The following is a 21,413-nucleotide window of genomic DNA, read 5'->3' on the forward strand; positions in this document are numbered from 1 at the left end:
TTATTGTTTGATTTTAACTGGATTTTCTACTTTCTTCCGTTTATTTCGTATAGGTAGAAAATCATAGTTTTGAATTACCAACAAACCACGTTTTCTAGAAAAACGTATCTCAAATTGACCCGATCAAATTGACCAACATGAAACTGAAACTTTCCTTAGGATTTTTTTTACTATTCTTTCTCTTCGGTTTGTCCAATGCTTGGGCAACACACATCAGAGCAGGTGAAATCATTGCTGAAAGAATTTCCGTCCAAACTCTTACCTACAGGATTATTGTTGTTGGGTATACAGATACCCGATCCAGTGTAGTTTTCGGTCCTGGTAACATCAATTTTGGAGATGGACGCGACGAACAACTTAATACTGAAAGTGATTTTTCTTTGGTGGAAAGTTTAGGTGATCAAATTGAAAAAAACACGTTTGTCATCACCCACACCTACCAAGGCCCTGGAGTTTATAATATTCGTTTTCAGGAATTTAATAGAAATGACCGTACTCTAAATATGGACAATTCGGTCGACACTCCTTTTTATGTAGAAACTCAAATTACCATTGACCCATTTATCGGAGTCAACAATTCACCGGTTTTGACCATCCCACCTGTAGATAATGGAGCCATCAATTCCAGATATATCCATAATCCTGGTGCATATGACCCGGATGGGGACAGTTTGGCCTATGAAATGGATATCCCAAAACAGGCTTTTCAACGACCAGTAAATAACTATAGAAGCCCAGCTTCTTCAGAATTTAGCTTTAATCAGCAAGATGGAAGCACTCCAGCTTTCTTAACTTTAGACCCCATTTTTGGAGATTTAATATGGGATGCCCCGGGAACAGCGGGGCAGTTTAATGTGGCTTTTAAAATCAAGGAATTTCGGAAACTTGATGGAGAATGGGTGCAGATTGGCTATGTGATCCGCGATATGCAGATCATTATCGAGAATTCGGATAACCGAAGACCTGAATTAATATTACCTCCAGATATCTGTGTGGAAGCCGGAACTCTCATTGAAGAAATTATTCAAGGTTCCGATCCGGATGGGGACCCAATCAGAATTGATGTATATGGAGAACCTATAGAAATTACGACCTCACCAGCTACCTATTCTCCAGATGATGGCGATTACCAACCTAGCCCGGGCATTGTAAACTTCAGTTGGCAGACAGTCTGCAATCATGTAAGAGCAAGGGAATATGATGTACGTGTCCGCATTTCGGATCAGCCTGCTTCAGGGCCTAGTTTGGTAGATATCCAGACCTGGAGAATCAAAGTGATCGGTCCACCTCCTGTATTTGACGACATTGAACAACAAGCAGGCAGGACCGCCGAACTTACTTGGGATCCTTATACTTGCTCAAATTCTGCCAGTGAAATGCAGGTTTGGAGAAGAATTAATTCTGATCCATACGAACCAGACAGCTGTGAAACGGGCATACGTCCAGGCTATGAATTGGTAGGAATTACTGATATGTCTACCTTCAGCTTCACGGATCTTAATGGTTCTGAAGGGTTAGATCCGGGCAATACCTATTGTTACAGATTGGTTGCTGCATTCCCATCTCCTAGATCGGGAGAAAGTGTAGTGTCGGAAGAAATCTGTATCACGGTGGATGTGGATGTACCCATCATCACCAATGTCAGTGTAGAAAATACCGATCCTTCCGATGGAGAAATCTTTGTAAAATGGACACCGCCATATGACATAGACCGAACTGTCTATCCAGGACCATTCACCTATGAATTACTCAGAAACACAGGGTTTGACGGCGACCAAGATCAAATTTCTCTTGGAGTCACTTCCGATACCTTGTTTACTGACACAGGATTGAATACTGAAAACTTGGTCTATAACTACGAGGTAATCCTATTAGACCGTGACACCAAAATTGACACCTCCTCTAAAGCATCTTCTGTTTGGTTGCAGCCGACCATCATTAATCAGGCTATTGAATTGAACTGGGAATTCAAAGTTCCATGGAATAATGCAGTGCAGCAATACACGCATGAAGTGTATAGAAATAGAACGGACGCGGCTTCTCAAGATGAGGACACCTTTGTGAAAATAGCAGAAGTAGATGTCACTCAGGATGGTTTTACCTACTTGGATGATGGCAGCTTTAACGGCATTCCACTGGAAAGAGAAATTGAGTATTGCTACTATGTCATTACTAAAGGTTCTTATAATGTAGATGGTTTGGTATATCCATTAGAAAACAAGTCTCAAATCGTTTGTGCAAAACCTGATGACAACAGATTGCCATGTCCACCAGTATTGACTTTTGAGGGACCTCTCTGTGAGGAGTACTTGGCGGAGCAACCATGTAACACGTCCACTTTCTACCACGATTTGAGTTGGGAGCCTGACTTCGGTGGAGAATGCGACGACGAGTTGAGTGGATTTAGATTGTATTACACCTCAGATGGAGAGGACAGCGAATTTACCCTAATTAAAGAAATTTCGGCACTGGAATTACAAACTCGAATCAGCCAGTTGACTACCTACAGAGGTTGTTATTACATTACAGCGGTGGATCGATCTGGAAATGAAAGTGAGCCAAGTAATATCGTATGCGTAGAAAATTGTCCTTCTTATAATCTTCCAAATGCATTTACTCCGAATGGAGATGGTCTGAATGAGACCTTCATGGCATTTGATAATCCATTCTCAGAGTGTCCACGATTCGTGATTGGAGTGGAAATATTCATTGTCAACAGATGGGGTGCAGAGGTATTCTCTTACAACAGCCTTGAATCGAATGAAAATGACATTTTCATCAGATGGGACGGAAGAGACAAGAATGGAAATGAACTTCCAGCGGGTACTTACTATTATTCTGGTACAGTTACTTATGATGTATTAGACCCTAGCCAACAATCTGAAAGTTTAAAAGGAACAATACAACTAATACGATGAGTCAAAAGCGATCCATCATATTCTTTGATGGGGTATGCAACTTGTGTAATACTTCTATTGATTTTGTAATCCAAAGAGACAAAAAGGATCATTTCTTAGTGGGAGCTTTGCAAGATGAAACCAGTAAAAAGGTTCTTGAGGAGTTCGAGGTAGATAAAAACTACCTAGACTCTATTTTACTTCTCGAATCAAATCAAATCTATTATAAAAGTACTGCCGCCCTAAAAATCGCAAAAAATCTTTCAGGACTATGGCCTCTTTTACACCCTCTGATCATACTTCCAGAAAGTTTTAGAGATTTCTTTTATGACTGGATTGGTAAAAACAGATACAAGTGGTTTGGAAAAAAATCTACCTGTAGACTTCCCACCGAAAAGGAACGACAGAAATTCTTAACAGAAGAAAATCTTCCTGACTATCTCTCTGCAAAAGTCTAGACCATCTGCTGGTCGAAAAGCCTTATATTTGCCGAACAACAAAATCCAATTGAATGAAAGCATTTGTTTTTCCGGGCCAAGGCGCCCAATTTCCCGGAATGGGAAAAGCCCTTTACGAGGAAAATTCACAAGCAAAAGCATTGTTTGAGCAAGCCAATGAAATATTAGGCTTTAGAATAACAGACATCATGTTTAACGGAACAGCTGAAGAGCTCAAGCAAACAAAAGTCACCCAACCCGCTATTTTTCTTCACTCAGTAGTACTGGCCAAAACCACTCCTGATTTTGCTCCGGATATGGTAGCTGGACATTCCTTAGGAGAGTTTTCTGCCTTGGTTGCAAATGGGACCTTAGCATTTGAAGATGGCTTGAAATTGGTGTATCAAAGAGCATTGGCGATGCAGGAAGCCTGCGAGATCAATCCATCTACCATGGCTGCGATTTTGGGCTTGGCTGACGAAAAAGTAGAAGAAATCTGTGCAGGAATTACGGATGAAATCGTGGTGCCTGCCAACTATAACTGTCCTGGTCAATTAGTGATTTCTGGTTCCAACAAAGGGATTGAAATCGCTTGTGAGAAAATGAAAGAGGCGGGAGCAAAACGAGCATTACCACTACCGGTTGGTGGAGCTTTCCATTCTCCATTGATGGAGCCAGCTAGTGAAAAATTGAAAAAGGCAATTGAAGCAACTCAATTCAATACGCCGATCTGCCCTGTATACCAAAATGTATGTACTACAGCAGTCAGTGATGTTGCAGACATCAAAGCAAATCTAATTGCTCAACTTACTGCACCTGTTAAATGGACTCAATCTGTACAAAATATGGTGAAAGATGGAGCTACCGAATTTGTGGAATGTGGCCCAGGAAAAGTACTCCAAGGATTGGTCAAGAAAATTCATGCAGAAGCTGAGGTTTCCGGTCTCTAATAATAAACCCCGCTCAGGCGGGGTTATTTTTTATATAAGTAAACTATTGAATCATCTTCACAAAGACTCAATAATTCCCTCGATGTTTTTTTCCAAATCGGATGGACAAATTCTGGTAGAATTTCAGCCAGTGGCACCAACACGAACTTCCTTTGGGACATAAAAGGATGAGGTATTTTAAGTTCCGGAGTGTCTATGATCCGGTCGTTCCAAAATAACACATCAATATCCATGGTGCGGTCTCCCCAATGTTCGGCTCTCCTTCTTCCTAAATCAGTCTCAATTTTCTGAATGAAGCCTAAAAAAGTCATGGGATCAAAGGAGGATCTAACCTGAATCACCTGATTCAGAAAGGGACCTTCGGCAATTCCTCCCCATGCTTCCGTTTCATAAACAGAAGACTTCAACAAAAGTGTATTCCTCTCCGTTATAAATTTTACTGCTTCATTTAACAATAACTCCCGATCCCCTCTGTTTCCTCCTAAAATTAAAGTAACCTTTGACTTCATGTCATTCGTACGATTCTACTTATTATCATTCGCCAAAATAGGTTATTTTCGCATCTTAACTTAATCTAAATATGAGATTCTTAGGTAATGTACTCGCAGTAATTGTGGGTCTAATTATATTCAGTGTATTAAGCATTCTTGTTTGTTTCGGGATTATCGGCATGATTGCCGCCTCAGGAAATGACGAGGTGACAGTGAAAGAAAACACCATTCTCCATCTTAATCTCAACGGCAGGACCATTGTAGAGCGTACCAGTGAAGACGATTTAGATTTTCCGATTTTTGGATCTGTTTTTGGCCAACCTAATACGGCAGGTCTGATCAACCTAAAAAAGGCAATTGAAGAAGCTAAAACCAATCCAAACATTAAAGGAATTTACCTCAATACGGGATTTGTGCTGGCAGGTCAAGCCAACCTATTAGAACTTCGAGAAGCATTTGAAGATTTTAAAACTTCAGGTAAATTCATTTTAGCTTATGACGAGGTATATACAGAGGGAGGATATTACCTGGCATCTGTAGCAGATGAAATTTACCTAAACCCTATGGGAGAAATTGATTTTAATGGCTATTCCTCTGATGTTTTATTTTTTACGGGCTTATTTGAAAAAGTAGGGATTAAGCCTGAAGTATTTAGAGTGGGTGAATTCAAGAGTGCTGTGGAACCTTTCATATTGAAGAAAATGTCCGATGAAAACAGGCTCCAAACTCAGGCATTTTTGTCCGACATCAATGCGAATGCATTAAAAGGAATTGCAGAATCTCGAGGTATCAATTTGGATTCTTTGACCAAAACAAACAACCTCATGCTCGTTCGTGAGCCAGAGGACGCCGTTACTTATAACTTGGTCACTGATTTGGCATATGAAGATGAAATCCATACCAAATTAAAAGAGAAGCTTGGTTTGTCTGAGGATGATAATATTTCCACCATCAACGCCACCAAATTAAACACCACTGTAAAATCTAAAAATATCACTTCCAGAAATAGAATTGCGGTGATCCTAGCAGAAGGCGAGATTGTCAGCGGAGATGCAGAAGGAGTGATCAGCTCAGATAAATTTGCCAAGGAAATCCGAAAGGCAAGGAAAGATGACAATATCAAAGCCATCGTACTGAGAGTAAACTCACCTGGAGGTTCTGTGCTGGCTTCGGAGGTAATTTGGAGAGAAATGGTAGAGGCAAAAAGAGTGAAACCTGTCTATGTTTCTATGGGTGAGGTAGCTGCCTCAGGAGGCTATTACATTTCGGCTCCTGCCGATACCATTGTGGCTCAACCTAACACCATCACTGGTTCGATTGGTATTTTTGGTTTATGGTTCAACACCAAGGAGCTGCTAAATGACAAGCTTGGAATCACTACCGATGTGGTTGAAACCGGGGAGCTTTCTGACTTTATGAACCCTACTCGTGATCTGACTGAAGTAGAGCGGAAAATTGTTCAAACAAGTGTAGAAAAAGGATATGAGACTTTTATTTCTAAAGTTGCCGAAGGCAGAGGAATGAGTGCAGAAGACGTAAAGGAAGTCGCTTCGGGAAGAGTTTGGACAGGAAACCAAGCCATCGAAAGAGGGTTGGTGGATGTCTTAGGAGGCTTAGATGACACCATCGAATTAGCTGCACAGCGGATCAATGCAGGTGATGATTACCGAGTGGTCTATTATCCTCAAAAGAAACCTTGGTTTGAGCAATTGATGAGTGATTTTGGAGATAACGTGAAGCTAAAAATGCTAAAGTCCGAGTTGGGTGAAAACTTTACCTTGTATCAGCAAGCTCAAAAACTGAAAAATTACCAAGGGATTCAGGTAAGGATGCCTTTGGAATACATCATCAAATAAAGAAAGCGGCTTTTTCAAGCCGCTTTCTTTATCTCTTCTGAAGTAATATTTTCCAAGCTTCCTCCATTTCCCCTAGCCTCAACTTTTCCTGAGCCAATAAATGGATATGGTCTAGCCATGATTCTTCATCATTGACAAACCTAACCCGGATTTCCTGGATTTCAGGACGATAAGAATAGGCTTCCACCTCTTCTTGGGATGGTAAGTGCTCAACATTCCCTAATCTACCTAGGTTATTTCCTGTGAGGATAGAACTATTTTTTATTTCATCAGGGATTTGATCTATCCCAATTCCTTTAGTTCTCAATGGTTTTGGAATCTGAAATAAGGAATCCCCGCTTGCTCTGGAATACCAGTTCCCTCCTAATCTCGCCACAGCATCTAATTTATGAGGATCAATTCTTCCTGACTCATCCAGGATATCCTCTGAAATATGAGCGACCATCACTTCACAGATTACCAGGTTCCCCGATCCCCCTACTTCTCCCAATGGCTTCACCTCATTGACTTTACATTCAAAGGCAATTGGAGCCTCTTTTACCCGAGGTGGCCTTACCTTGGCAGAAGGCATCTCGGTCAAACCAGCCTTCACAAATTCATTCACACCCTTTTCATACTCTGTACTGGCTAGAGACATTTGCTCCACTAAATTAAACCCCACCACATGAATGACTACTTCTGGCACCTCCTTTACATTCTCCAGTGTATGTTTGGTTGTATTATCCCTTACCCTTCTTGAAGGGGAAAAAATCAAAATGGGAGGATTGGTGCTAAATAGGTTAAAGAAACTAAAGGGACTTAAGTTTACATTTCCTTTTAAATCTACAGTACTTACAAAAGCAATCGGCCTGGGAGCTATACTTCCTTGAAGAAGTGCATGAAATTCCACAGGTGCGAGGTCATTGGGATAGATGGTTTTCATATTCTTAAATTAGAACGCAATTTTAAAACTTAAATATTTTTCTAAAGATTAAGTTCACCTTTCATGAAATCAACCCTGTTTAAATTTACATTATTTGCCTTAGTACTGGTCAACTGCTCCTTTTTGATTCAAACTACAAGCCAGGCACAAACTCATAATTTTGCCACGTTTAATATCAGATATGCCAATCAAAATGATTTTGGAAATCTTTGGTCGGACCGATTACCTCCTATCAAAAGTCTCATCCAATTCCATCAAATCGGACTTGTAGGAATCCAAGAAGGGTTACATCATCAAGTTACAGATTTGGTAGAAAGTCTAGCTTTTTCATACATAGGAGTAGGCAGGGATGATGGAACCGAAAAAGGTGAATATGCAGCTATTTTGTATAACCCTGAAAAATTCAAACTGTTAGAAAATGGTACATTTTGGTTGTCTCCCACTCCAGAAAAACCAAGCAAAGGTTGGGATGCGGCACTCAACCGAATTTGTACCTGGGGAAAATTTGAAGACGAAACCGGAAAAGAATTCTACATTTTCAACATCCATTATGACCATATAGGGCAGCAGGCTAGAGAAGAAAGTAGTAAACTGGTGGTTTCCATGGTGGAAAAAATGAATACTGAAAATCTTCCAGTGATTTTAATGGGCGATTTTAATGTAACTCCAGAAAATGCTGCCTATACTACCATCACCAATAAAGAAGGCTGGAAAGATGCGCGATTAATTTCAAAGATTCCTTCCTACGGCCCAGCAGGGACATTCACTGGATTTGATTGGGAGAAAATGCCAGAAGGAATTATCGATCATATTTTTGTTAAAGGTAATCTCACGGTTCTTAGACATGGTATTTTATCAGATAATTATGGCAAAAAATATCCTTCAGACCATTTCCCGGTACTAGTTGAAGTGGAATTTTAAGGAATAAGGTATTACCTAAAAATAAAAAAGGGCCGCTTACTTGAGTAAACAGCCCTTTATCTTTCTAGTAGTATCTATTACGGTTCTAACGCAGCAACTCCAGGAAGAATCTTTCCTTCCATATGCTCAAGTAAAGCTCCTCCTCCTGTTGACACAAAAGACACCTCGTCTCCATAGCCGAATTTATTGACGGCAGCAGCAGAGTCACCTCCACCAATCAGAGAATAGGCACCTGCTTTAGTAGCTTCTACCACGGCTTCAGCAATTGCTTTGGTACCTTTATCGAATGAGTCCATTTCGAATACGCCCATAGGACCATTCCATAAAATAGTTTTGGAACCCATAATCACCTCTGCAAATAATTCTCTGGTTTTTGGACCAATATCCAAGCCCATCCATCCATCAGGTATTTCTCCACTTACTGCTAAACCTTGCTCTGCATCATTTGCAAATGCTTTGGAAATTACCGTATCCACAGGCAGGTAAAGATTCACGCCTTTAGCTTTGGCTTTATCCATCAATTCAAGAACAAAATCCATTTTATCAGGCTCCTGTAAGGAATCACCGATAGAACCACCTTGCGCTTTCGCAAAAGTATAGGACATGCCTCCACCAATAATCAGGTTATTTACTTTTTCTAAAAGCTGCTCAATGATCAAAATCTTATCTGCAATTTTGGCTCCTCCCATGATCGCAGTATAAGGTCTTTCAGGGTTACCCAATACTTTATCCGCGTTCTTCAACTCAGAAAGCATCAAGTATCCACATACCTTATCAGTAAAAAACTGCGCAATGATAGAAGTAGATGCATGCGCTCTATGGGCTGTTCCAAAAGCATCATTTACATAGATATCTCCAAGTCTAGCCAATTTTTTAGCAAAATCCGGATCGCCTTTTTCTTCCTCTTTATAGAATCTCAAATTCTCCAAAAGAAGGACCTCTCCAGGTTTCAAAGACTCAGAAAGTAATTCTGCTTCCTGACCTATACAATCTACCGCAAATTTCACGGGTCTACCCAAGGCCTTTTCCAAGGTGAGTACAATGTGTTTCAAAGAAAATCTATCCTCAGGACCAGACTTTGGTCTTCCTAAGTGGGACATTAGAATAGCAGATCCTCCATCGTTCAAAATCTTTTCGATGGTAGGTAGTGCCGCTTGAATTCTGGTATCATCAGACACATGAAAATGATCATCCAATGGCACATTAAAATCAACTCGAACAAGTGCTTTTTTTCCTTTAAAGCTAAGGTTATCTACATTTTTGATTCTAGGATTCATAAGTAGGTATATATAGGTATCTTGATTTTAAATAATCTATTATCTTCAAAAAGAAAGTGAATTTATTAAAGATTAGATCAAATACCGCCTTTCAGGGCATTTGAATTTAATTTGATAAAGAAAAAGTAATAATCAACCCTTTGCAGCAGCTCTTTTTAGACGATCGTTAATCGCATTTCCAAGTCCCTTAGCTGGCATTTCCTCAGCCAAGATCAGTTCCACATCCAACTCATCTAACTTTCTCATACTGGCAAACAGGCACTGGGCAGCTTCTTTTAAATCTCCCGACTCACTCAATTGAATCTGGTGCTCAGGCCTTAATTGCTCAATTTCTTGAGACAAACTCAGCACAGCAAATTCGACATTTTTGGCTTTATAGTGTGGCACTAAAGAAGTCAAGTCACCTAAAATAAAAGGTTTTCTTGGGGAATAATGGCTTTCTAAAAGTCCAGGAGCTTGAGGATTGGAGGTACTATGACTTTTGATAGATACTGGACCTACCACTTCCTCAATTTCGGCCACGTCCAAGCCTCCCAAACGGTACACGGTTACCTGATCTCCTTCCATCCCGACAATGGTACTTTCTAAACCTACGTAACAATTTCCACCATCCAATATATACGGAATCTTTGCTCCTAATTGAGCCTCCACATGCATGGCAGAAGTAGGTGAAATGTATCCAAAAGGATTGGCGCTAGGTGCAGCCAAGGGAAAATCTAATGACGCCAACAATTCTTGAGTCAAGGGATGCAGAGGCACTCTCACTGCCACTCTTTCCATACCAGAAGTAACCAGATCGGGAATCAGTGGTTTTCTCGGAAGCAATAAGGTCAGCGGTCCCGGCCAGAAAGTTTGAGCCAATTGATAAAGTGGCTTAGGAATAGACTCCACGAAATCACTTACTCTTTCCAAAGAAGAGGTGTGGATAATCAGAGGATCAAAACTTGGACGGTTTTTCGTTTCAAAAATCAAAGCTACCGCTGAAGCATTCAACGCATTACCCGCCAGACCATACACTGTTTCTGTAGGTATGGCAACCAACTCCCCTTTTTCAAGGAAGCTTTTTGCTTTAGCTATGTTCTGACCAATGATTGCCATTTTACTCGCAAAAATCGTCAATCCAGGTTTTAGCCTCAGTATATCCAAGGCTTAAAGCCATTTTCAAATCGGCACAACCTTCTTCTTTTTCACCGGTGGCACTCATACGAGTTACACCCAACAGATAAAATGCTGCTCCATTTCTTGGATCCAGGTTCACTGTATTTGTCAAAGACTCCATAGCCCCGGCAGGATCGTTATTACCAATTTGGGCTTTTGCTCGGTTGAAATACACCAAAGGCTGGTTTGGATTCACTTGCAATGCTGCGTCAAAATCCAGCAAAGCATCTTCATATTGCTCTAAACCTAATAAGGCAAGACCTCGGTTATAATAGATATCTGTTTGGGATTGGTCTAAGCCATTAGCCATGTTATAATCAGCCAAAGACTCTTTAAATTTACCTAGTTCGAAACTGGCATTAGCACGGTTGAACCAAGGTTTGTACAGGGAACTATCTGCTTCAATGGAAGCTGTAAATACAGGGATAGACTCTTCGTATTTGCCTTGCTGAAAAAGAGCCACACCTTTTGCATTCAAAGCCGATGCATTTTTAGGATTTTGCTCTAAGGTTCGGTCAAAATATTCAATCGCTTCTCCCCAAGCTTGTTGGTCCATTTTCTGAATACCAGCTTGAAACAATTCTTCTTCACTAGGACTACAACTAGCTATTCCAAATGCCAAAAGGCAAATACTTAAAATTCTTTTCACGGGTAAATTTTTCGGCAAAGATAGGAAATCTCTGGGTGGAAAGCTGCCTAGCTTTCAAGTTTACTTCGGTAGAAGGACGGGATTGGCACCGGTTTCATCGTTTTCATATCCACTGACACAAGGGTGCACTTACATTTGGAAAACACCACCTCTTGATTATCCGAAGTCATCCCAATTAAATATTGCACTAAATCAAAGGAAGTATTGCCAATTTTGACACACTTCACATAGGCTCTGATTTGATCACTCAAATGGATAGGACGAAAGTAATCAATCCCCACATGGGCGACTACAGTTCCTACCTCCATGATATTCCAACCGCAGGAATCCATCAAAAAAGCAGCTCTGGAATGTTCAAAGTAATTGAAATAAACCCCATTATTTACATGCTGATACCCATCAATATCAGAGAAACGAATTTGAATAGGAATGGAGAAATGAAATTCCCCAATAATGTCTGAAACTTCTACTTTAGACATTAAAGTACAATTTCAGATTTACTGGTTTTTTCCAACATTCTGAGGATAGAAGGGTTGTACCCAATCATATCAACTACAGAATCAAACGTAATCCATGCAAGGGAGATACTTTCATCACTGATCTGTAGAGGTTCATTGATATCTGCCTCCAAAATATACCGAACATCATAATGGAAATGTTCAGGAACATGGGGACGCTCGGGAATGATATGCTTATCCAAATCAAAAATAGTAGAATCAACAAGCTCCAGGGATTTCAATCCACTTTCTTCTTTAGCTTCTTTTAAGGCTACTTCTATTAAATTTTCATCTCCGTCTGCATGACCTCCCAATTGGAGCCATCTTCCCAGTTTTCGATGCAAAGTCAACAAGGTATGCGTTCTTCTTCTATTGACCACCCAAGCAGAGGCTGTGAAATGCCCTTCCAACCTTTCTCTCTTATAGGCCAAAGGATCCTCGGTCAATTCAATAAATGAATTGATGAATGCCGATTCCTCCTCATAAGGAGTTCTATACTTTTCCAGCTGACTTTTTAATAACGTTCTATCCATTGTAGTCTACCTCAAATAGTAAATCCAGAAATTGATCAAAAGGTTTTGGGTTTTTGTAAAGTCGATCTGAATAAATGGTCACCAAGAGCTTAATGAAACTTGGTGTATTGTCGATACTTATTTTTTCTAGGGTAATGTTACCAAATAACTGAGAGATTAACTCTCCATCATCCGATGATTTTAAAGGTGGTTTGAAATAAAACTTCTCTGTGATCTTCACTTGGTCTTTTATTTCTTCAAATTTCCGGTCTAAACTCACCCGCCGGTAACCCAAAGCTAAAACACGTTGGCTAAAAGCCAAGAAAAGCAGCGAAAAAGATTTTGTATCAAAAGGCAAATCATAGCTCACAGCAATTCCATTTGCATAAGGTGACTCCAATATATGAACTTGAGGATTCTTATTAATCTGAGCCTTTTTAAAATGGTAATTCTTATTGATTAACTCCATGAACTTCTTCCCATCCTCACGCTGAGACCATTCTAAAGCTTCTTGAAGTTCATTTTCCTTTATGCTGAAATTCTCTTTATGGTTAACCGGCATTTCTTCAGAAGACTGAAAAACCTTTTTTAACAAATCGTCGAAGAAATTACCCATAGTTTGAAATTACGTATTTACCTGAGGAAGTTGAAGAGATCTTTCCTGAATCTTCTAATTTTCGAATGATTGAAAACAATTCTTTGGAAGCAGGAAGCTGAAGCTTAGCCAATAACTGACTCTCACTTAACCCTCCGGACTCTATAATAGTTTCAATGACCTTTCTTTCTAGTTTCTCTTCATTAGAGGCTAAATCTTTTGATTTTCGATTTTTGATACACCAATCGCAGATTCCGCATTCCCGATCTGTGTGCTCTCCAAAATACTCCTGTATAAACTGGCTTCTACAAAGCGTCTCTTGGTGGGCATAGGCAATGATCTGTTGTGCATGATTCAAGGTCAACGCTCTTCTATCTTCAATACGTTTGATGTTTAGCGGTAACTTTCCAGCATCGTACCTAGGAGTCAAAAAAGTCAGTTGAGGTTTGTCCTTTCGCTGATCATAATCCATCACCTCCAATTCAGCCAATTTCCTTAAGCGACTGATGACATCAATTTCCCGTATTTCAAGCGTTTTAGCCAGTTTTGTCTCCTGAATAGACAGGTATTCCGAAAATAGATTCCCCCCATAAGTTCTGAGTAGCACCTTTACTACCGGATCCAAATTTGCATATGCTATTTGAACTTCATAAAGCCTGGCCGGATCTACCATGAAATGGATTCTGGAAGGGGCATAAAAACTTTCATTCAGGGAAATCAAGCCTTCCTCCTCTAATACTTTGAGTGCATAAAATGTCTCTAAAACACCCAAATCATAATTTTGGGCAAATTCATGGTAAACGAAATCAAAACTGCTGAACATATTGCTCCCTACCGCCAGCTTGTAATAATTTGCCAGACATTGGTAAACCCTTTTAATAAAATCTATGGGAGGATAGACTAAAGCCGCTCTATCCATAAGTGTTTCAAAATCCTGCTCATTACTTACCAATACTGCAAAAGATTTTTCTCCATCCCTTCCAGCTCTGCCTGCTTCCTGATAATAATTCTCAATATTTTCAGGGAGGTCAGTATGAATTACCACTCGAACATTAGGTTTATCAATTCCCATCCCAAAGGCATTTGTACTTACCATCACCCGTGTCTTGTCTGCCATCCAAGAAGCTTGTACAGCATTACGATCAGCCATGGTCATCCCAGCATGATAGGGTGATGCGGAAATGCCCATTTTTAATAATGAATTGGATATCTGATGTGTGGCCTGCCTATTTCTAACATACCAAATCGCCGATCCTGCTACTCGTTGGAGGACTTCAACCCCTTTTTCAAATTTATTTTCAACAAGGCGAACGCTAAAACTTAGATTTTCACGAGCAAAACTTTGATGAAATTCCTGCTCGTTTTTCATCAATAATTTGTCCTTGATATCCTCACACACTTTGGGCGTTGCCGATGCCGTCAAGGCTAAAATCGGAACCTCAGGATGATATTTCCTTATTTCTCCAATTTCCAGGTACTGGGGTCTGAAATCATAGCCCCATTGAGATATACAGTGCGCCTCATCTACGGCAATAAGATTGACTGGCATTTGCTTGAACCGCTCAATAAATAAATCCACCTTGAGCCGTTCCGGAGAAACATATAAAAATTTATAATCCCCATAAATGCAGTTATCCAAAGTAGTGTCAATCTCTCGGTAACTCATACCCGAAAATATTGCTGCTGCTTTGACACCTTTGGCTTTCAAGGCATCTACCTGATCTTTCATCAAAGCAATCAGAGGACTGATCACCAGACAAATCCCTTCATTTACTAAGCCAGGTATTTGATAACACAGGGATTTACCTCCCCCAGTTGGCAGTAAAGCCAAAGTATCATGTTGGGACAACACTGAATTGATAACGTCCTTCTGAACGGGTCGAAAATCTTCGAATCCAAAGATCTTGTGAAGTATTTCCTTGCTACGTTTTTCCAATTACCAGTCTGGGTTGTTCTTATTCAAAAAGGATGAAATCCCTTTGATGCAATCCTCATGGGATCTTGCTTTTGCATTGACTTCGGAGGCGTTTAACAAGGCTTTCTCTCGCTTATCCCGATTGATGGATCGGAGTAAGGTTTTGGTTGCAGCCATGGAAAAGCCCGAATTTTGGTCAATGAGTTTGTTGGCAAAATCCATCACTCCTTTTTGCAAAAATTCATCATGACAAACTTCCGTAATTAAACCCAATTCAGCTGCTTTTGCAGCCGAAATAAGTTCGCCGGAAAGCAAGAGCTCCTGGGTTTTAGCCATGCCAATCTGTTCAGCAAGAAATACCGAAACCAAAGCAGGAACGAAGCCTATTCTTACCTCTGTATAACCAAAAAGTGCATTGGGAACGGAAAAAGCAAAATCACATACGGTCACCAATCCACAACCACCTGCCAATGCATGCCCTTGGATATTGGCGATAACAATTTTTGGCATGGTATAAATCAAGGTCAGTAGTTCCTTTAAATGATTGCTATCCTCCAAGTTTTTCGCATAGGAATAGCTTTGCAAATCCTGAAGATAGGCTAAATCAGCTCCAGCGCAGAATGCTTTCCCCTCTGCTTCCAGAATTATTACTTTGACATCTTCCCGCTGATCCATCTCCACAAAGGCCTGATGCAAGCCAGAAATCAATTCAGGGCTTAATGCATTCCGCTTTTCGGGTCTATTAAGTTTTATAAAACCGATCCGATTCTCGACTCGGGTTAATACAGCATGGGTCATGTAGCAACTTGATTTAGGAGTAATCAATTTACTTTCATAAATAGTCTTTCCCAAAAATAAGGTCTAGAAAAGAACCCGAAATGCAGCACCTTCGAAGGAAATCTGATTGGATGAAGGCAATTCTACCCATTTATCATTCTCCCACTTTTGAATGGCTATGGAAAGGGGATCATTTAAATAGAGCTTTTTTTCTTGAGAGTCAATCTTGAATTTATTTGAAGGAAACCTTAGAACACCTCCTATTTCCTTTATGAAAAACAAAGAATCAGGGATAACATCCCAGTTTTTTTGTACTCGATAGGGATCAATCTGGTAGCTAATATCTTGAGGATTTATGCCTTCATTCCAGCTTTGCACCTTCCCTGAATAAGCGTAATCAAGCATCATCCCTTGCGTGGTATGATAGATTATAAGCTCCTCCTGGGGACTTTTGAAATAGGAATACACCTCAAACCCTGCCCAAGAAAAACACAATATCAAGGATAGCCAAACCAGCTTTCGTTTAGGGTAATAATCCCAGGATACCCAAATCAAGAGAGCCAACCAAACCCCAAGCAAGGTGTATAAAGAAATGGTCAATCTTGCAAAATTTGAAAAGGGCAACCCTTGAATGGAAACTACTAAAAAGTTTTGAATCGTAACTAATTTACCGACCAAATACCCCATCATATCGCCTAGTAATGGAATCCAACCAAAAAACAAAAGCGGCACCCCAATTTGTAAAATCAAAAAGGTAATCGGGATGATTAATAAATTTCCGATCAGGAAATAAGTAGGAAAGGAATGAAAATAAGAAATAGTCAATGGGAAAGTAGCAAGCTGAGCTGCCATACTGACTGTCAATAGTTGCCATAAGTATTCTTGCCATTGATGATCAGGCTGCCATAATCTGAGAAGTTTAGGTTGTAACAAAGCAATTCCTGCTACAGCCAGATAGGACAATTGAAACCCCACTTCAAAAATCACTTGGGGATTAAAGGTAATCATCAGCATGGCTGAAAAGGCCAGCACATTAAAAATGGAAGGCTTTCTTTCCCGCATTTGTCCCATAGTTAGCAAAGAAAACATAATCGCCGCCCTTACCACGGAAGGAGACATCCCTGTTAACACCGCATAAACCCAAATCAACACAATCACCCACCATAAATATGTTTTTAGTGCTACTTTCTTTAATCCGAATGGTTTGATGACTACCATCAATAATGCATAAATAATCCCTACATGTAACCCAGACACTGCTAATAAATGCATGACTCCTGTCTGACTATATGCCTGCTTAAGGTCCTTTTCTAAAAATTGTTTTTGCCCCAGCAAAATTGCTTGTGCAATTTGATTGGAAGCTCTGTCTGGGATTTTGGATTCCAAGAATTTACTTAGCCTATTTCTAAGATGTTTAAAAAAATAGAGGCTAAAGTAGGGGGAGCTATTATTTATAACAACAACTTCCTTCTTCAGAAATTGTCGATATAAAATCCCTCTTCTTTCCAAATAGCCGGAGTAATTAAACTCATAAGGATTAGAAGGAGATGGAATGGTTTCAGGATTGGACGGGATCCAAACCATATTTCCCGGCAGTAAAGGAATCTTCGACTGATGATAAATCACTACTTGTCCCGACTTATTTTCCCAGATTCCACCCTTAAGAATGGACTTGATTTTTAAGACATTTTCAAATGAATTAGGTTTCTCCTCATCATAATTAATCACTTCGGCCAAATATCCATCCACCCCATTCCAGTTTATCTTCTCGGAGGAATTGATTCCATTTTGAGATATCCAATTTCCAAAAAGGAATAACATCGAATATGCCAACACTGCATTTTTTAACTTCCTGAATTGATGCGGAGAGTATATCAATAAGCCTGCATAGAGGATCCAAGTACCGATTAAAGCAATCAGGATTACAGTTGGATCATTGGCCCAAGCTTTTCCCGTAAAAATCCCAGCGATAAAAAATGGGAGGTATCTCAAAAATGGAAAATCCGAAAACCGCATTTTTTAATTGAATTAATTATTAAGTTAATGATTTTCGGACAAAAAAAAGAGCCCTAATCAAGAGCTCTTCAGTTTATTGATAGGATTATTAAAAACGATAGCCTAGGTTAAATCCTGCATTAAATTCAATTCCTGTAAATCGATCTATTACATCGTCACTAAAATTTCTCCCAATGCTGGCATAAGGACCAAAAGCAAAGTGCTCAGAAACTTCCCATTTATATCCGGCTCCTGCCCCTAAAATAAAGGCTGTCATATCAGTCGTTTCTATGCCACCGGATTCGGAAGGTTCTTCAAAGTCTCCAAACCTGATTTTTGCCAAGGGAAAGAGATAAAAACGACCACTTCCATTACTATTCAGATAAAAATTCATAGCAGCTTGTAGGGAATTGGTCTTATATTTCTTCCCTTTCTTTTCATTATTAAATCCAAATCGGTCATTAAAAAACCCTTTGAACTCAAGGGAATGGTCTTCACTCAAATAACGTTCGTACGCTACTTCAAACGATCCAAACATGATTAGGGTGAGAAAGTTAACTTTTATTTCATTGTTGAAATCTCCATAATAATTACTTCCTGTGCTACTAGAAACGACTTCCTGTGCAGCTAATGATCCAATCACTCCGAAGATCAATGCAATGGTTACAATGGATTTTCTCATATTTTATTTTTTTAAATAGAATTACAATTCTTACGCCAACTGCATTTTATAGTGAAGAATATTACATTCCTCAAAAACATCTCCTACCTTCTCAAACTTAAATTTGGTATATAAAGGCACCGCATCCAATTGCGCATTTAAATATTTTACCTTGCCTTTTGACTTTGGATCTGACTGAATATCAAGCAAAACCGCTTTTACCATACTTTGACCAACTCCTTGTCCCCTGGCTTCTTTTAAAACTGCAAAACGCTCTAATTTGACTCCCTTTTCTGTAAACCTCCATCTTGCTGCACCAACCGGTTCGCCATCTAAGGTAGCCAAAAAGTGGGTAGAATTTTCCTCAAATTCATCGTATTCTGCTTCTGCTGGCACTTTTTGTTCGACCACGAAAACCTGTTTCCGTATAGCATAGACCTTCTTCAACCGCTCTTGGTCATCAGCTGCTACTTTTTCTACTACCAATTTCATTTTTCATTCGGTCTTTTTCAGCTTGATCTTTTTCGTAAGCCTCTATGATAGATTTGACTAGTTTATGTCGGATCACATCTTTTCCACTCAAATTCACCACTCCGATTCCTTTCACATTTTTAAGGATTTTCAATGCTTCAGAAAGACCAGATTTCTGACGAACAGGTAAATCTACCTGGGTTTGGTCCCCCGTGATAATCACCTTGGAATTTGGCCCCATACGAGTAAGGAACATTTTTATCTGTTCGTTGGTCGTGTTCTGGGCCTCATCCAATAATACAAAGGCATCATGTAGTGTTCTACCTCTCATATATGCCAAAGGTGCGATTTCTATGACTCTTGTCTCTTGATAAAACTTCAACTTTTCAGAAGGAACCATGTCAGAAAGGGCATCATAGATCGGCCTTAAATAGGGATCTAATTTCTCCTGAAGATCTCCAGGAAGAAATCCAAGATTTTCTCCTGCCTCCACAGCTGGACGGGTAATGATGATTCGTTTCACCTCACGGTTCTTAAGGGCTCTCACTGCCAGCGCCACTGCGATATAAGTCTTCCCTGTACCAGCTGGACCTAATGCAAAAACCAAATCATTATTCATCGCAGATTCGACCAATTTTCTTTGGTTTGGAGATTTAGGCTTGATCACCAAACCTTTATTACCAAAAACGATTACTTGATCTCTACTTGCTTCTTCGAAAGGGACTCCTTCCACATCTAAATAATCCTTGACATTTTCTGGTGTGAGATGACCAAAGCGCTCCAAATGTTCCAACAATAAATTGAGCACATCATTTATTCGCAAAATCTCTGGCGCTCCACCCTTGATTCGGATTTCATTTCCCCTGGATATAATCTTACTCTGAGGGAAAGCAAGTGCGATTTGCTTGATATTTTCATTGGCCTGACCTAAAAATTCGGCCAAAGGCACGTTTTCTAAAGTGATTACTTTTTCTACCAATCTGTTTTCTTTGATTAGATTATCCTTAGGCGAACAAATAAATTTCTATTTTTGTCCGCAGCTCCTCTAACAAAAGTACACAATTTTAATTGACATGCTCCTATGGCTTTGGTGACATTCCTCTCAGATTTTGGGGACAAAGATTATTACGTTCCTGCAGTAAAAGCCAAAATGCTTGCAGTGAACCCACAATTGAACATTATAGATATTTCACATTCTATAGACACGTTTGACTTAGCTCACGCGGCGTTTGTCTTACGTTCTACTTTTCGTGATTTCCCGAAGGGTACCGTGCATCTGGTGGCCATCAATAGCACTGGATCCTATACGCATGGTTACATAGGGATCAAACTGGAAGAACACATTTTCTTGGGTCCCAACAATGGTATTTTGAGTTTATTGGCAGATCATGACCCCGGCATCATGGTTCAGTTTGCAGACATCCATTTGAAAGACACTTCCTTTCCAGCCAAAGATATTTTAGCTCCCATCGCGGCAAAAGTAGCTAGTGGTGCCGCCATCCATGATTTTGGAGGACCATTGACCAATTTCCGGAAATTGATGGGCCGGCAAGCCAAGGCTACCCGTGAACAAATTCTCGGCCATGTAGTCCGTGTGGATCGATATGGTAATTTGATTACCAACATCCAGAAAGAGGTCTTTGAGAAACTAAACCCCGGAAAATTTACCATAGCATTCGGAAGAGAGGAAGTTACCCGACTGGATAAAGGTTATGATCAAGTGGAACCAGGGGATTGCTTTGCTTTTTTCAACAGCTTGAATTTATTGGAAATCGGTATTAACCATGGACATGGGGCAGATCTGTTGGGCTTGAAATATGATAGTGTTGTCTTCGTGAATTTCAACCCTTAAAGCCATGTTGATTCGGATTGTACGTATGACATTTCATGAAGAAAAAGTGGCTGCTTTTTTAGAGAATTTTGAGATTCATAAGAAATCCATCCGGAATTTTCCTGGTTGCCATCATTTAGAGCTTTGGCAGGATGAAAATGAAAAAAATATTTTCATGACATATAGCCATTGGGAAAGCGAAGAAGACCTGAATCAATATCGTGATTCTGAGCTATTTAAAAACGTCTGGGCTTATACGAAGACCTTGTTTTCAGAAAAACCCCAAGCTTTCAGTTCAAAAAAATTACAGAAAGTGGAAAAATGAGTTTGTAGAAAAAAAATTCTTTACTCATATTTGCATCCCGTTACGAAAGCAACGGACAGAGATTCTGAGAAATCAGAATTTACCAAAAGCCCAGGTGGCGGAATTGGTAGACGCGTTGGTCTCAAACACCAATGCCTTCGGGCGTGCCGGTTCGACTCCGGCCCTGGGTACAAAAGCTCGCTGAAAAGCGGGCTTTTTCTTTTTAGATCCAATAATAAACCTCAAAAACAAAGGCATGCATTCTTGCAGGCCTTTTATACTTCAAAATTCTTATTT

General features: G+C 39.9%; 21 protein-coding genes and 1 tRNA gene. 8 read left to right on the top strand and 14 right to left on the bottom strand.

All coding sequences use genetic code 11. From position 1 onward, the window contains the following. Positions 1–137: 137 nt before the first annotated feature. From JYB62_RS19085 to fabD, 3 genes are read left to right on the top strand one after another with little or no spacing between them, the layout of a single operon-like run. Positions 138–2,918: a T9SS type B sorting domain-containing protein gene (locus JYB62_RS19085; RefSeq protein ID WP_205647000.1), complete on the top strand. Its 2,781-nt coding sequence runs from the start codon at positions 138–140 to the stop codon at positions 2,916–2,918. Continuing rightward, the gene (locus JYB62_RS19090; RefSeq protein WP_205647001.1) at positions 2,915–3,355 is read left to right on the top strand and encodes a thiol-disulfide oxidoreductase DCC family protein; all 441 of its coding nucleotides are present in this window, start codon (positions 2,915–2,917) and stop codon (positions 3,353–3,355) included. Before JYB62_RS19085 ends, JYB62_RS19090 begins: the two co-directional genes overlap by 4 nt. Before the next feature lie 53 nt (positions 3,356–3,408). Further along, positions 3,409–4,284: an ACP S-malonyltransferase gene (gene fabD / locus JYB62_RS19095; RefSeq protein WP_205647002.1), complete on the top strand. Its 876-nt coding sequence runs from the start codon at positions 3,409–3,411 to the stop codon at positions 4,282–4,284. 23 nt (positions 4,285–4,307) lie between these two features. On the opposite strand, the gene folK is transcribed toward fabD, so the two are convergent. After that, positions 4,308–4,793: a 2-amino-4-hydroxy-6-hydroxymethyldihydropteridine diphosphokinase gene (gene folK / locus JYB62_RS19100; RefSeq protein ID WP_205647003.1), complete on the bottom strand. Its 486-nt coding sequence runs from the start codon at positions 4,791–4,793 to the stop codon at positions 4,308–4,310. A gap of 71 nt (positions 4,794–4,864) precedes the next feature. On the opposite strand from folK, the gene sppA reads away from it, so the two are divergent. Beyond that, positions 4,865–6,631 (top strand): signal peptide peptidase SppA, encoded by a 1,767-nt coding sequence (gene sppA / locus JYB62_RS19105; RefSeq protein ID WP_205647004.1) that lies wholly within the window; start codon positions 4,865–4,867, stop codon positions 6,629–6,631. A 28-nt stretch (positions 6,632–6,659) separates the two neighbouring features. On the opposite strand, the gene JYB62_RS19110 is transcribed toward sppA, so the two are convergent. Beyond that, positions 6,660–7,553 (bottom strand): flavin reductase family protein, encoded by an 894-nt coding sequence (locus JYB62_RS19110; RefSeq protein WP_205647005.1) that lies wholly within the window; start codon positions 7,551–7,553, stop codon positions 6,660–6,662. Between the two features lie 63 nt (positions 7,554–7,616). Between JYB62_RS19110 and JYB62_RS19115 the strand changes: the two genes are divergently transcribed. Next, positions 7,617–8,474, top strand: a complete 858-nt coding sequence (locus tag JYB62_RS19115) for an endonuclease/exonuclease/phosphatase family protein (protein WP_205647006.1) — start codon at positions 7,617–7,619, stop codon at positions 8,472–8,474. 77 nt (positions 8,475–8,551) lie between these two features. Here JYB62_RS19115 and JYB62_RS19120 read toward each other — a convergent pair whose 3' ends face one another. From JYB62_RS19120 to JYB62_RS19175, 12 genes are all read right to left on the bottom strand, one after another. Further along, on the bottom strand, positions 8,552–9,751 hold the full coding sequence (locus JYB62_RS19120) for a phosphoglycerate kinase (RefSeq protein ID WP_205647007.1): 1,200 nt from the start codon (positions 9,749–9,751) through the stop codon (positions 8,552–8,554). 132 nt (positions 9,752–9,883) lie between these two features. After that, a complete protein-coding gene (locus JYB62_RS19125) occupies positions 9,884–10,849 on the bottom strand; it encodes an L-threonylcarbamoyladenylate synthase (protein ID WP_205647070.1) in 966 nt (321 codons plus the stop codon). A 1-nt stretch (position 10,850) separates the two neighbouring features. Further along, the gene (locus JYB62_RS19130) at positions 10,851–11,558 is read right to left on the bottom strand and encodes a tetratricopeptide repeat protein (RefSeq protein ID WP_317194687.1); all 708 of its coding nucleotides are present in this window, start codon (positions 11,556–11,558) and stop codon (positions 10,851–10,853) included. 47 nt (positions 11,559–11,605) lie between these two features. Further along, a complete protein-coding gene (locus JYB62_RS19135; protein WP_205647008.1) occupies positions 11,606–12,037 on the bottom strand; it encodes an acyl-CoA thioesterase in 432 nt (143 codons plus the stop codon). Beyond that, positions 12,037–12,588, bottom strand: coding sequence for an NUDIX hydrolase (locus JYB62_RS19140; RefSeq protein ID WP_074226240.1), 552 nt, complete (start codon positions 12,586–12,588; stop codon positions 12,037–12,039). The genes JYB62_RS19135 and JYB62_RS19140 overlap by 1 nt, the downstream gene beginning before the upstream one ends. Continuing rightward, positions 12,581–13,183: a hypothetical protein gene (locus JYB62_RS19145; protein WP_205647009.1), complete on the bottom strand. Its 603-nt coding sequence runs from the start codon at positions 13,181–13,183 to the stop codon at positions 12,581–12,583. Before JYB62_RS19145 ends, JYB62_RS19140 begins: the two co-directional genes overlap by 8 nt. Then, entirely contained in the window at positions 13,176–15,098 is a 1,923-nt protein-coding gene (locus tag JYB62_RS19150; protein ID WP_205647010.1) for a RecQ family ATP-dependent DNA helicase, read from the bottom strand. Before JYB62_RS19150 ends, JYB62_RS19145 begins: the two co-directional genes overlap by 8 nt. After that, positions 15,099–15,875 (bottom strand): enoyl-CoA hydratase/isomerase family protein, encoded by a 777-nt coding sequence (locus JYB62_RS19155; protein WP_205647011.1) that lies wholly within the window; start codon positions 15,873–15,875, stop codon positions 15,099–15,101. It abuts the gene before it with no gap. Between the two features lie 63 nt (positions 15,876–15,938). Further along, positions 15,939–17,870, bottom strand: coding sequence for a ComEC/Rec2 family competence protein (locus tag JYB62_RS19160; protein ID WP_205647012.1), 1,932 nt, complete (start codon positions 17,868–17,870; stop codon positions 15,939–15,941). Between the two features lie 88 nt (positions 17,871–17,958). After that, positions 17,959–18,531, bottom strand: coding sequence for a DUF3575 domain-containing protein (locus tag JYB62_RS19165; protein ID WP_205647013.1), 573 nt, complete (start codon positions 18,529–18,531; stop codon positions 17,959–17,961). A gap of 30 nt (positions 18,532–18,561) precedes the next feature. Next, a complete protein-coding gene (locus tag JYB62_RS19170) occupies positions 18,562–19,002 on the bottom strand; it encodes a GNAT family N-acetyltransferase (RefSeq protein ID WP_205647014.1) in 441 nt (146 codons plus the stop codon). After that, positions 18,971–19,960, bottom strand: a complete 990-nt coding sequence (locus JYB62_RS19175) for a PhoH family protein (RefSeq protein ID WP_205647015.1) — start codon at positions 19,958–19,960, stop codon at positions 18,971–18,973. The genes JYB62_RS19170 and JYB62_RS19175 overlap by 32 nt, the downstream gene beginning before the upstream one ends. Before the next feature lie 102 nt (positions 19,961–20,062). On the opposite strand from JYB62_RS19175, the gene JYB62_RS19180 reads away from it, so the two are divergent. The 3 genes from JYB62_RS19180 to JYB62_RS19190 all read left to right on the top strand — a co-directional run bounded on the left by JYB62_RS19180 (position 20,063) and on the right by JYB62_RS19190 (position 21,307). Further along, positions 20,063–20,833 carry an SAM hydrolase/SAM-dependent halogenase family protein gene (locus JYB62_RS19180; protein WP_205647016.1) on the top strand — a complete coding sequence of 257 codons (771 nt, stop codon included), beginning with the start codon at positions 20,063–20,065 and terminating at the stop codon, positions 20,831–20,833. 4 nt (positions 20,834–20,837) lie between these two features. Next, on the top strand, positions 20,838–21,137 hold the full coding sequence (locus JYB62_RS19185; protein WP_205647017.1) for a putative quinol monooxygenase: 300 nt from the start codon (positions 20,838–20,840) through the stop codon (positions 21,135–21,137). An 88-nt stretch (positions 21,138–21,225) separates the two neighbouring features. Beyond that, positions 21,226–21,307: transfer RNA gene (locus tag JYB62_RS19190), tRNA-Leu, on the top strand. The last annotated feature ends 106 nt before the right edge of the window (positions 21,308–21,413 follow it).

The organism is Algoriphagus lutimaris (assembly GCF_017051705.1).
Taxonomy (GTDB): domain Bacteria; phylum Bacteroidota; class Bacteroidia; order Cytophagales; family Cyclobacteriaceae; genus Algoriphagus; species Algoriphagus lutimaris.